Source organism: Saccharopolyspora sp. 6M (assembly GCF_020176775.1).
Classification (GTDB): Bacteria; Actinomycetota; Actinomycetes; order Mycobacteriales; family Pseudonocardiaceae; genus Saccharopolyspora_C; species Saccharopolyspora_C gregorii.
Window position 1 is genome coordinate 1 of sequence record NZ_JAIUJZ010000105.1, and the last position, 11,450, is coordinate 11,450.

Sequence of the window (11,450 nt, forward strand, 5' to 3'; positions counted from 1 at the left end):
CGACGGTGGGGGCGGTGGGGGGAACGGCTGAGCGCGGCGTTCCGGGCAGGCGCTCCGGACGCGGCCCCGCCGCCGGTGCGCGGCGGTAACTTCCGGTCGGTCCGCTCGAACCGGAGAAGCGGACCGGAGTGGGAACGAGGAGGCGGCGGTCGTGGCCGTGGCGTTGGTCGTGCTGGTCTCAGCGGTCGTGGTGGTCCTCGTGGTGGTCTCCACCAGGCGGGGTTCCGGCAGGCGGGTCTCCCGCGGACGCGGCACCGGCGGTGACGGTGGAAGCGGCGGGGACCAGGGCTGGGTGGTCCACAGCGCGGACGCGAGCGGGCACGGTGCGCACCACCACGACTCGGGGTCCGGCAGCGGTGACAGCGGCGGTGGCGACAGCGGCGGCGGTGGCGGCGACAGCGGTGGTGGCGGCGGCGACTGATCCGCGTCCGTCCTAACCGGACAGCAGCAGGAGTAGCCCGACGCCGGTCAGGAACACCATCGCCAGCACCACCGGCAGCTGGCCGACCCGCGCGCCGCGCGCGTCGAACAACCGCAGCGCCTGGTCGTGCGCGGCGGCGGTGCTCGCGATGTGGCCGAGCACGATCGCGTTGATCTGTACCATCGCCACCACTCCGGGTGAGAGCACCGAGTAGTCCGGCACGTTCCCGGCCGAGCCGAACAGGTCCAGCCCGGTCCCGAACGGATCACCGGCCAGGATGAACGGCTGCTGCCCCTCGATCACGAAGAACGAGAAGTAGTGCGCCACGCCGTAGCCCACGGCGATCGGCAGCAGCGTCGCGGCGAACCGGGCGGCCGGCGGCTCGGCGCTGCCGGACAGCCGCGCGCTCCACCGCATCGAACCGAAGTACAGCGCCGACACCCCGGTGACGCACACCAGCAGCCCACCGCTGCCCACCAGCACGTCCGGCAGCCCGGACGCGTTGCGCAGCGCCTGCCACCAGCTGGTGCGGGTGAACCCGTCGAACGCGGTGGAGCCGATCAGCACGCACGCCAGCCCGGCGAGCCCGGGGACCGGGTCGGCGCGCACCAGCCCGGCCAGCGGGTTGCGCAGCACCACCGTCCCGTCGGCCCGCCTGCCCAGCGGGGAGAACCGGGCCAGCAGCGTCGAGTACACCTCGAAGCCGTCGCCGCGCTCGAACCACACCGGACCGTAGCGGGCGGCCGCCGCCAGGTTCACCACCGCGTAGCCGACGATCAACGCGGTCACCAGCCGCGGATCGGCGCGGTCCGGCGCGACCAGCTCCAGCCACACGAACCCGAGCAGCCACGCGGCGGCGACCCGGTAACCGAGCCGCGCGGGAAGCGGGCGCGGCACGCGTCCCAGCCGCAGCAGCCGCAGCAGGGTGCGCAGCGGATTCACCGCCCGCCACACCGGCCCGAACAGCACGCTCACCGGGATGAGCCCCACCCAGAACGTCACGAACAGCACCCACGGCGCCAGGTTCCGGTTCGTCTCCGCCGGGCCGAAGGCGCCGACGGCGACCACGAACACCGCCAGCAGCAGCACGGCGATCCGCGCGGTGCCGAGCAACCGGTCGTGGCGCACGGGCAACCGCACGGGCCGACCCGCCTCGGGGTCCAGCCACGGCTTCGACCACAGCGCGACGAGCGCGAGGAACGAGACGGCGACGGCGAGCGCGCCGCCGACGACGGCCGCAGCGCCGTTGAGCGGCAGGTCGGTGCGGCCGCCGAGGCCGTGCGCGAGGACCGCGGTGCTCACCGGACTTCCAGGCTGGGCAGCGACAACCCGGAGTGGTGCAGCTCGACCTCGAACACGCCGGGCATGTCGGCGGTGAACTCGATGACCCCGGCCCGCCCGGGGGTGAGCTGGACGGCCTCGTCGAAGCCGTGCACGTGCGCCTCGTCCGGCTGGTCGCTGCGCACCTGGTAGCGAACCTGCGAGCCCAGCGGCACCGGGACGCGCGCGGTGCCGGTGCGCACCTGCCCGCCCGCGACTTCGGCGTCGATCACGACGGGGGCGGCGTTCTCCGCGGCGGGCCGGTCCGCGGGCCGCGGGGCGGGCGCGCCGCAGCCGGAGAGCAGCAGGGCCGCCGCCGTCGACGCGCATCCGATGAGCCGCCGGGTCGTTGTCATGGCGTTGGTCCTTCCGAGGTCACTCCGGGCGTTAACAACAATCAATGTCACATTCGGGGATGACATTGTCCAGCTTCTGGTGTTCCATGACCCGCATGAACTCGACCCCGGCAGAGCAGCCCTGGACGACGCTGCTGGCGCAAGAGGTGCGGCCCGCGGGAGGTGCCGCGCTCGACCAGATCTTCATCGCCTCCGGCGGCGCCACCGCGCTCACCCTGCTGCTGCTCCTGCTCGGCTACGGGCACCGCACCGGGCGCACCGAGGTGCTCGCCCGGCTCGCCGAGCGCTCCCAGCGGGTGCTGCCCGGCGGGTTGCCCGGCTGGGTCGCGCTGCCACAGATCCTCGCGATGATCTCGCTGCTCACCGCGCTGCTCGGGATGTACTGGGACATCTCCCTGCACATCACCCACGGCCGCGACGAAGGCCCGCTCGCCAACGTCGCGCACTACCCGATCCTCATCGGGCTGTTCGGGCTGTTCGCCGCGGGCATGCTCGCCGTGGTGCTGCCCAAGGGCGAACCCGTCGGCCGCGCCGCCGTGCGCATCACCCGCGACTGGCACGCCCCGATCAGCGGCGTGCTGCTGGCCGGCGCCGGGTTCTACGCGCTGCTCGGCTTCCCCCTCGACGACGTGTGGCACCGCATCTTCGGCCAGGACGTGACCCTGTGGGGGCCGACGCACCTGATGCTCATCGGCGGCGCCGGGCTGTCCCTGGTCGCCGTGGTGCTGCTGGAGCGCGAAGGCAGGCTGGCCCGCGCCGACCTCGGCGAACCGCGTGCGCTGTCCCGGTTCGTGCACCGCGGCATGGCCGTCGGCGGGCTCCTGGTCGGGCTCTCCGTGTTCCAGGCGGAGTTCGACTACGGCGTGCAGCAGTTCCGCATGGTGCACCAGCCGTTCATGATCGCGGTCGCGACCGGGTGCGCGCTCGTCGTGGGGCGGCTGTGGGCCGGGCGCGGGGCGGCGTTGTTCGCCGTCGGGTTCTACGTGCTGGTGCGCGGCGGCGTCGCCGTGTTCGTCGGGCCGATCATCGGCGAGGAGTTCGCCGCGATCCCGCTGCACCTCGTCGAAGCGCTCTGCGTCGAACTGGCCGCGGTGTTCCTCGTCCGGCGCCCGCTGGTGCTCGGCGCGGTGGCCGGCCTGCTCATCGGCACCGTCGGCTACGCGTCCGAGTACGCCTGGACCCAGGTCGCTTTCCCGCTGCCGTGGAGCGCGGACATGGCCGTCGAAGGCGCCGTCATGGCCGTCGCGGGCGGCGTCCCCGGTGGCGTGCTCGGCGCGCTGCTGGCGCTGGCGCTGCGCGGCGCGCCGCCGAAGCCGAAGGTCTCGGCACCGCTGTTCGGCGGCGCCCTCGTGGTGATCGCGCTCGCCGTGACGAACGCGCTGATCGGCACCGCGCCGCCGGTGCGCGCCGACGTCACCCTCACCGACGTGCGCGGCGGACAGCAGGACCGCACCGCGCAGGCCGTGATCCGGATGAGCCCGCCAGGCACCGGGCAGGACGCCACCTGGCTCACCACCACCGGCTGGCAGGGCGGCGGCCTGCACGTTGACCGGCTGGTGCCGATCGGCCCGGACACCTACCGCACCACCCGGCCGATGCCGCTGCACGGCACCTGGAAGACCATGATCCGGTTCCACCAGGGCCGGGCGCAGGTCGCGATCCCCGTCTACATGCCCTCCGACACGGCCATCGGCCTGCCCGCCGTGCCCGCCGACGCGCAGTTCAGCCGCGACTCCCAGCCCGAGTGGCAGGTGCTGCAGCGCGAGACGAAGCCGGACGTGCCGTCCTGGCTGTGGGTGGTGGCCTCGCTGGTCGTGCTGGCCTGCTCGCTGGCCCTCGTGCTGTCGCTCGGCTGGGGCGCGCACCGCATCGGGCGCGTCGGCGCCGACCGGCCCGAGGCGATCGAGCCGGAAGCGGTCGAGCCCGGAGCGACCGAGAGCGGAGCCGCGGCGGAGAGGGCTGCGCGGTGATCCTCGCGGGCACGCAGATCCTGGCCAGCCATCCGATCATCACGGCCGTGCCGTTCTTCGTGCCCACCTTCGCGGTGCTCGCCGTCGTCGGCGTCATCGTCTACCGGGACCGCTGCCGGTCCGAGGACGGGGACGCGGTCGGCGGCGCGAGCGCGGACACCACCAGCGGCCCGGACATCGAGGACGGCGCCGACCCGGCCGGAGCCGGGGACGGCACCACCGCTCGGACCGGGGACGACGGCGCAGTCTGAGCCGGGGACGGCACCACGGCCCGAGCCGGTGCGGGCGCCGCGCGCGGAACCGCCGTCGCGGGCACCACCGGCCACCGCGACACCACCGCTCCCGGCGGCACCGCCACCACCCGCGACCCCGCCGACGGCTGAGGCCGTCCCGGTCACCGCGGGTTCCCCGCGGAGCCCGGATCCGGTCCGCCGCGGAGCTCGGTCGAGGGAAATCCCCGAAGTCGACCATGTGGCCCTTGTCACATTCGGCGCCCGCGGGCACTCTCGGAGACGTCGATGCGACGACCCGTACGAGAGGTGCTCGCCCATGGCTTCGACGACCGAACTGACCGATGTGCAGCGAGTGCTGGGGCAGCTGCGCAGCAGCGTGGGCATGCTCCGTTCGCGCTACGGCGACGCTGCGGCCGTGCGCCGCCTGAGCAACGATGTGGAACGACTCGAGATCGACCTTGCCGAGCTGTCCGCCCTGCCCGCCCCGCGCCGCGAGATGGCCGGCGGCGAAACGGTGATGGTGCCGGACACGCCCTACGACCCGGCGTTGTGGCGCGACGCGGACGACGAAGGGGTCGGCGGGCGCCAACCGCACTGAACCGGCCGCCCCGGGGCCCGCCCGGAACGACCCGGCACGACACGAGATCGAGGCGCACCAGGCCGCACCGGACACCGACGACGAGGTCAGCCATGTCCGCACTCCCCGGTATCGATCCGTTCGGCGCCGAACCCGCGCACCCGCCGGGGCCACCGGACCCGCGGACCCGGCGCACCGACCGGTGGTGGCTGGCCCCGCTGCTGACCGCCACCGGGCTGGGGCTGTTCCTGGTCTACGGCCTGATCCGCACCTTCATGAACACCGCCTACTGGGTGCCCGAGCACCACTACCTGGCGCCGTTCTACTCGCCGTGCCTGAGCGCGGCCTGCGTCCCCGGTTCGAGCCACTGGGGGCAGCCGTTCCCCGCGCTGGGCCCGCTGCTGCCGCCGCCGGTGTTCGTGCTGCCGTTCGTGTTCGGGTTCCGGCTGACCTGCTACTACTACCGCAAGGCCTACTACCGCTCGTTCTGGCTGTCGCCGCCCGCGTGCGCGGTCGCCGAACCGCACCGCACCTACACCGGGGAGACCCGGCTGCCGCTGGTGCTGCAGAACTTCCACCGGTACTTCTTCTACGCGGCGCTGCTCGTCGCGGGCGTGCTCACCTACGACACGGCCATCGCGTTCCGCGGTGCCGACGGCGGGTTCGGCGTCGGGCTCGGCACTCTGCTCATGGTGGTGAACGTGCTGCTGCTGTGGGCGTACACGCTGTCCTGCCACTCGTGCAGGCACCTCGTCGGCGGCCGCATCAACCACTTCTCCCAGCACCCGGTGCGGTACTGGCTGTGGACGAAGGTGACCGCGATGAACGCGCGGCACATGCAGCTGGCGTGGGCCTCGCTGATTTCGGTGGCGCTGGTGGACCTGTACGTGCTGCTGCTCGCCTCGGGAGCGTTCCCCGACCCCCGACTGTTCAACTGAAGGGCCCGCGATGCGGATCGAGCAGCACGACTACGACGTGATCGTGATCGGCGCGGGCGGCGCGGGGCTCCGCGCGGCCATCGAAACCCGGGAGCGCGGGCTGCGCACGGCGGTGGTGTGCAAATCGCTGTTCGGCAAGGCGCACACCGTGATGGCCGAAGGCGGCATCGCCGCGTCCATGGGCAACGCCAACCCGCACGACGACTGGCAGGTGCACTTCCGGGACACCATGCGAGGCGGGAAGTTCCTCAACAACTGGCGGATGGCGGAGCTGCACGCGCGGGAAGCGCCGGAACGCGTGTGGGAGCTGGAGACCTACGGCGCGCTGTTCGACCGCACCGCCGACGGCAAGATCAGCCAGCGCAACTTCGGCGGCCACCAGTACCCGCGGCTCGCCCACGTCGGCGACCGCACCGGGCTGGAACTCATCCGCACCCTGCAGCAGAAGGTCGTGTCCCTGCAGCAGGCCGACTTCGCCGAGCACGGCGACCACGAGGCGCGGCTGAAGGTGTTCCCCGAGTGCACCATCACCGACCTGCTCAAGGACGCCCCGGACGGGCGCATCGCCGGGGCGTTCGGCTACTGGCGGGAGAGCGGCCGGTACCTGCTGTTCCGGGCACCCGCCGTGGTGCTCGCGACCGGCGGGATCGGCAAGTCCTTCAAGGTCACCTCGAACTCCTGGGAGTACACCGGCGACGGCCACGCGCTGGCGCTGCGCGCCGGAGCCGCGCTGATCAACATGGAGTTCGTGCAGTTCCACCCCACCGGCATGGTGTGGCCGCCGAGCGTGAAGGGCATCCTCGTCACCGAATCCGTGCGCGGCGACGGGGGAGTGCTGCGCGACGCGGCGGGCCGCCGGTTCATGTTCGACCACGTCCCCGAGGTGTTCAAGGACGCCTACGCCGACACCGAGGACGAGGCCGACCGCTGGTACGAGGACCCCGAGAACAACCGCAGGCCGCCGGAACTGCTGCCGCGCGACGAGGTGGCGCGGGCCATCAACACCGAGATCGGAGAGGGGCGTGGCAGCGAGCACGGCGGGGTGTTCCTGGACATCGCGACCCGGCTGAGCCCCGACGAGATCCGGCGCAGGCTGCCGTCGATGCACCACCAGTTCCGCGAGCTCGCCGACGTCGACATCACCGCCGAGATGATGGAGGTCGGGCCCACCTGCCACTACGTGATGGGTGGCGTCGAGGTCGACCCGGACACCGCGGCTTCCGGGGTGCCGGGGCTGTTCGCGGCCGGTGAGGTCGCGGGCGGCATGCACGGCTCGAACCGGCTCGGCGGCAACTCGCTGTCCGACCTGCTGGTGTTCGGCAGACGCGCCGGCATCGGCGCCGCCGACTACCTGGCCGGCGCGGGACGGCCCGCACCGCGCGAGTCCGATGTGGACGATGCGGCGCGGCGGGCGGAGCGGCCCTTCGAACCCGCCGCGGGCGACGCGGAGAACCCGTACGCGCTGCACGCCGAACTCCAGCAGGTGATGAACGACCTCGTCGGCATCATCCGCACCGGCGAGCAGGTGCGGGACGCGCTGCGGCGGCTGCGCGAGCTCGACGGGCGGGCCCGGCACCTGGCCGTCGAGGGCAACCGGCAGTTCAACCCCGGCTGGCACCTCGCCCTCGACCTGCGGAACATGCTGCTGGTCAGCGAATGCGTGGCCCGCGCCGCCGTGCAGCGCACCGAGAGCCGCGGCGGGCACACCCGCGACGACCACCCCGGCATGGTCGCCGAATGGCGCCGCACCCTGCTGGCCTGCTCCCTCGGCAGGGACGGGGTGCGGGTCGACGAGCAGCGCCAGCCCCCGGTGCGCCCCGACCTGCTGGAGCTGTTCGCCGCCGACGAACTGCGCAAGTACTTCACCGACGAGGAACTCGCGGGCTGAGGAGGCCGAATGAGCTACCTGGCGCACCTTCGCGTGTGGCACGGCGACGCCGACGGCGGCGAGCTGCGCGACCACGTCGTCGAAGCCGAGGAGGGCGAAGTCGTGCTCGACCTCGTGCACCGGCTGCAAGCCACCGAATGCCCGGACCTGGCGGTGCGCTGGAACTGCAAGGCGGGCAAGTGCGGCTCCTGCTCCGCCGAGGTCAACGGCAAGCCGAAGCTGATGTGCATGACGCGGATGTCCACGTTCGCCACCGACGAGATCGTCACGGTGACGCCGCTGCACACCTTCCCGGTGATCAAGGACCTGGTGTGCGACGTCTCGTTCAACTACGTCAAGGCCCGCGAGGTCCCCGCGTTCGAACCGCCCCCCGGCCTCGCGCCCGGCGAGTACCGGATGCAGCAGGTGGACGTGCAGCGCTCGCAGGAGTTCCGCAAGTGCATCGAATGCTTCCTGTGCCAGGACGTCTGCCACGTGATCCGCGACCACGAGGACAACCAGGAGGCGTTCTCCGGGCCGCGGTTCCTGATGCGGCAGGCCGAGCTGGACATGCACCCGCTGGACGCCCGCAGCACCGACCGCGCCGGGGAGGCGCGCACCGAGCACGGGCTCGGCATGTGCAACATCACCCGCTGCTGCACCGACGTGTGCCCCGAGCACATCCAGATCACCGACAACGCGCTCATCCCGTTGAAGGAGCGCGCCGCGGACCGCTACTACGACCCGCTGCTGCGGCTGTTCCGCAAACGTCGTTGAAAGCCGCGCGCGCATTGCGCTCGGCGATGTGATCGGATGCAATGCGCGGGGGCGACGATCGGATGTCCGATCTGTTTCGCGGTGAACGACCTCGTTTCACCTGACGGGAATCGTGCACTTACGGTGGCTCGGATGAACGCGCACGGTGATCAGGCTCTTCGAATCGGTCTTTTCGGGCTCCGGATGGGCGCGCTGGGCGGGCTGCGCCTCGGCGGGCTCGAAATCGGCCGCGCGGGCGGTGTTTCAGCAGGCGAGGCAGCGGGGGCTGGCGGAAGTGGTCGCTGAGCTGCGGCATCGCCACCGTCCTCCACGTTTTTCCCGCGCTTTCCCAGCTTGAACAGTAAAGCCGCCGCACGCGGCGTGGGAATGATGGCAAAGTCCCGGTACGTGTCCCTCGGCACTTTCGCCCGAATCGCTCCCAGCATTCAGGAAAACGCCAGATGAGGACTGTCAAGATGGAGATCTTGAACGTCATCTCCGCACGTCGAGAAGGGGTGGCGGGTTCTAGCCACGTCTTTGTTCGAGCTCGATCCGCTGGTTACGTTCCTGGCATCCGAGTCAATTAGAGCAATCGACTCCAGTGCCTCGGGCGGTGCGTCCGCCGGGAAACTTGTCGGTTCGTGACGGAGGGAATCCCGTGAAGAAAATGCTGTTCGGTGCCGGAGCCGGTCTGTCGGCCGCGGCGCTCGTGGTCGCAGCGGTCCCCGCACTCGCCGCCGCCCCGCAGGAAGACCTGGCCCCGCTGACCATGCACACGGCCAACGCGGCCGGTGCCGGCGACTCCTTCGTCGTCAACCTCAAGGACGGCGCCAACGCCGCCGAGGTCGCCAAGGAGCTCGGCGTGCAGACCAAGCACGTCTACAACAACACCCTCAACGGGTTCTCGGCGACCCTGAGCCCGCAGCAGCTGCACGACGTCCGCGCCAACCCGGCCGTCGACGGCGTCTCGCAGTCCTTCCGCATCCAGGTGGAGAACCCGCACGCCGCGGCCACCGGGTCCTGGGGCCTCGACCGGATCGACCAGCCCGACCTGCCGCTGGACGACAGCTACACCCCGGCCCAGACCGGACAGGGCGTCACCGCCTACGTCATCGACACCGGCCTCGCCGTCGACCACCCCGACTTCGAAGGCCGCGCCTCCATCGGCTTCGACGCCACCGGTGGCGACGGTGCCGACGTCCAGGGCCACGGCACCCACACCGCGGGCACCATCGGCTCCAAGACCTACGGCGTCGCGCCCGGCACCGAGCTGGTCGGCGTGAAGGTCCTCGGCGACGACGGCAGCGGCACCACCGACGACATCATCGCCGGCCTCGACTGGGTCGCGGAGAACGCGAACGGCCCGTCCGTGGCGAACATGTCGCTCGGCGGCAGCAAGGACCCGGCGCTCGACGAGGCCGCCACCGGCCTGGTCGACAAGGGCGTGTTCCTCGCGGTCGCCGCGGGCAACGAGTCGCAGGACGCCGAGAACGTCTCCCCGGCCAGCGCCGAGGGCGTGTTCACCACGGCGGCCTCCGACGAGACCGACACCTCCGCCGAGTTCACCAACTTCGGCGCCACCGTCGAGGGCTACGCCCCCGGCGTCGACATCACCTCCACCGTCCCCGGCGGCGGCACCGAGGCGATGGACGGCACCTCGATGGCCAGCCCGCACGTGGCCGGCGCCGGTGCGCTGTTCCTCGAAGCCAACCAGGGTGCCGCCCCGGCCGACGTGATCAAGGGCCTGCAGAGCGGGGCCTCGACCGGCGTCATCCAGGGTGCGCCGCAGGGCACCATCGCCGACCTCCTGCAGGTCGAAGCGGGCTGACGCCCAGCACGATCCCGGTGTGGCCGGGCATCGACCCCAGCGGCGATGCCCGGCCACATTCTCGACCTCCTTCTTGATCGGTCAATGTCGACCGCCGACCCGCCGCGCCCCCGAGCGCGGCAGGCGGTCGTCACCCGCGGCGCGGGAACAGCGCCGCCCCGAGTGGCACCGCCTGATGCAGACGTTGGTTCGCGGTTCTGGCTTGACCAGAGGAAGAGCGGCTGAGATGTATCAACTCTTCATGGCGTTCGACGGGTTCGTCCCGGCGCTCACGGTCCTGTTCCCCCTCGCGGTGCTGGTCGCCGCCGTGTCCGGCACGGTGCGCAGCAACCGGCTCCGATCGGTGTCCCCGCTGCACGATCCGCTGATCGACGCGCTGCTCGTGTTCGCGGTGCTGTTCACCGGCTACCTCGTCTTCTACCCCCAGCCCGAGATCGCCGACCGGGTGGAGATGGAGCTCGGCAACGACCTCTACACCGCGTTGCGGGCCGCGCCCGGTGACATCCGCCCGTGGGTGCAGCTCGGCGGGAACCTGATGCTGCTGATCCCGATGGCGACGCTCGTGCCGCTGCGGGTCCGCTGGTTCGACGGCTTCGGCAAGATCGTGATCGGCGGACTGCTGACCGCGCTCACCATCGAGACCATTCAGTTCTTCTGCATTCCCGGCCGCGTCGCCTCCACCGACGACGTCGTGCTCAACACCCTCGGCGCCGCCGCCGGAGGAGTAGTCGTGTGCGCGAGCTGGCGACGCGCCGAAGCCCAGCTGCCCGGGCCGAACCACCGCAGCGCCGAACCGGACGACGCGCAGACCACCGTGTGGCGGATCATCGAGAAGATCGAGCAGGAGCGGCGGCCCGAGGCCGTCCCGGAGGGCGGCCCCTCGGACCGGTTCGCCGGCGCCGCCCGGCCCGCACGCGGCACCGGAGCGCCCGCGGCACCGCGCGGCCGGGCTCCGCATCAGCCGCGGTTGCCCGCGAACCCGGTGCCCGGCCCCGCCACCCCGGTCCGCGTGGCGGGCGCCGACCCTCGGGCGATGCGCGCCGAATCCCGGGCTCCGCGCCCCGCCGCCCGCCCGGTTTCGTCGCCCGGCCGCGCGGGCCCGGCCGCCGCGGGGCGGGCGCCGCCCCGCGCCCCCGGGCGCTTCCCCGCGTGGACCGGCCCGTGGGGCGGGGGAGTTTGGGGGG

The 11,450-nt window shown here is 72.3% G+C and carries 11 protein-coding genes; 9 read left to right on the forward strand and 2 right to left on the reverse strand.

Annotated elements, in window-relative coordinates:
- Positions 1-151 precede the first annotated feature (151 nt).
- On the forward strand, positions 152-421 hold the full coding sequence (locus LCD31_RS29135; RefSeq protein ID WP_255615167.1) for a hypothetical protein: 270 nt from the start codon (positions 152-154) through the stop codon (positions 419-421).
- A gap of 12 nt (positions 422-433) precedes the next feature.
- On the opposite strand, the gene LCD31_RS15625 is transcribed toward LCD31_RS29135, so the two are convergent.
- Both LCD31_RS15625 and LCD31_RS15630 read right to left on the reverse strand, forming a co-directional pair.
- Positions 434-1,723 carry a hypothetical protein gene (locus tag LCD31_RS15625; RefSeq protein ID WP_224958995.1) on the reverse strand — a complete coding sequence of 430 codons (1,290 nt, stop codon included), beginning with the start codon at positions 1,721-1,723 and terminating at the stop codon, positions 434-436.
- The gene (locus LCD31_RS15630) at positions 1,720-2,097 is read right to left on the reverse strand and encodes a hypothetical protein (protein ID WP_224958997.1); all 378 of its coding nucleotides are present in this window, start codon (positions 2,095-2,097) and stop codon (positions 1,720-1,722) included. The genes LCD31_RS15625 and LCD31_RS15630 overlap by 4 nt, the downstream gene beginning before the upstream one ends.
- A gap of 95 nt (positions 2,098-2,192) precedes the next feature.
- Here LCD31_RS15630 and LCD31_RS15635 point away from each other — a divergent pair, with 95 nt between their 5' ends.
- From LCD31_RS15635 to LCD31_RS15670, 8 genes are all read left to right on the forward strand, one after another.
- Complete coding sequence (locus tag LCD31_RS15635) at positions 2,193-4,067, forward strand: hypothetical protein (protein ID WP_224958999.1); 1,875 nt, start codon at positions 2,193-2,195, stop codon at positions 4,065-4,067.
- Positions 4,064-4,318, forward strand: coding sequence for a hypothetical protein (locus LCD31_RS15640; protein ID WP_224959001.1), 255 nt, complete (start codon positions 4,064-4,066; stop codon positions 4,316-4,318). Before LCD31_RS15635 ends, LCD31_RS15640 begins: the two co-directional genes overlap by 4 nt.
- Before the next feature lie 298 nt (positions 4,319-4,616).
- Positions 4,617-4,898 carry a hypothetical protein gene (locus LCD31_RS15645; protein WP_224959004.1) on the forward strand — a complete coding sequence of 94 codons (282 nt, stop codon included), beginning with the start codon at positions 4,617-4,619 and terminating at the stop codon, positions 4,896-4,898.
- Between the two features lie 92 nt (positions 4,899-4,990).
- Complete coding sequence (locus tag LCD31_RS15650) at positions 4,991-5,815, forward strand: hypothetical protein (RefSeq protein WP_224959006.1); 825 nt, start codon at positions 4,991-4,993, stop codon at positions 5,813-5,815.
- Positions 5,816-5,825: 10 nt separating this feature from the next.
- Positions 5,826-7,703, forward strand: coding sequence for a fumarate reductase/succinate dehydrogenase flavoprotein subunit (locus tag LCD31_RS15655; protein WP_224959007.1), 1,878 nt, complete (start codon positions 5,826-5,828; stop codon positions 7,701-7,703).
- Between the two features lie 9 nt (positions 7,704-7,712).
- Positions 7,713-8,459 carry a succinate dehydrogenase/fumarate reductase iron-sulfur subunit gene (locus tag LCD31_RS15660; RefSeq protein WP_224959008.1) on the forward strand — a complete coding sequence of 249 codons (747 nt, stop codon included), beginning with the start codon at positions 7,713-7,715 and terminating at the stop codon, positions 8,457-8,459.
- A 646-nt stretch (positions 8,460-9,105) separates the two neighbouring features.
- Positions 9,106-10,266, forward strand: a complete 1,161-nt coding sequence (locus tag LCD31_RS15665; protein ID WP_224959010.1) for a S8 family peptidase — start codon at positions 9,106-9,108, stop codon at positions 10,264-10,266.
- Positions 10,267-10,492: 226 nt separating this feature from the next.
- Positions 10,493-11,450: VanZ family protein (locus LCD31_RS15670; protein ID WP_224959009.1), on the forward strand; the 958-nt coding region annotated here is incomplete at its 3' end.

Bases quoted from the DNA above. Each gene is read 5' to 3' on its own strand.
- LCD31_RS15630 (WP_224958997.1), bottom strand. From the start codon at position 2,097: ATGACAACGACCCGGCGGCTCATCGGATGCGCGTCGACGGCGGCGGCC.
- LCD31_RS15635 (WP_224958999.1), top strand. From the start codon at position 2,193: ATGAACTCGACCCCGGCAGAGCAGCCCTGGACGACGCTGCTGGCGCAA.
- LCD31_RS15645 (WP_224959004.1), top strand. From the start codon at position 4,617: ATGGCTTCGACGACCGAACTGACCGATGTGCAGCGAGTGCTGGGGCAG.
- LCD31_RS15650 (WP_224959006.1), top strand. From the start codon at position 4,991: ATGTCCGCACTCCCCGGTATCGATCCGTTCGGCGCCGAACCCGCGCAC.
- LCD31_RS15655 (WP_224959007.1), top strand. From the start codon at position 5,826: ATGCGGATCGAGCAGCACGACTACGACGTGATCGTGATCGGCGCGGGC.
- LCD31_RS15660 (WP_224959008.1), top strand. From the start codon at position 7,713: ATGAGCTACCTGGCGCACCTTCGCGTGTGGCACGGCGACGCCGACGGC.
- LCD31_RS15665 (WP_224959010.1), top strand. From the start codon at position 9,106: ATGCTGTTCGGTGCCGGAGCCGGTCTGTCGGCCGCGGCGCTCGTGGTC.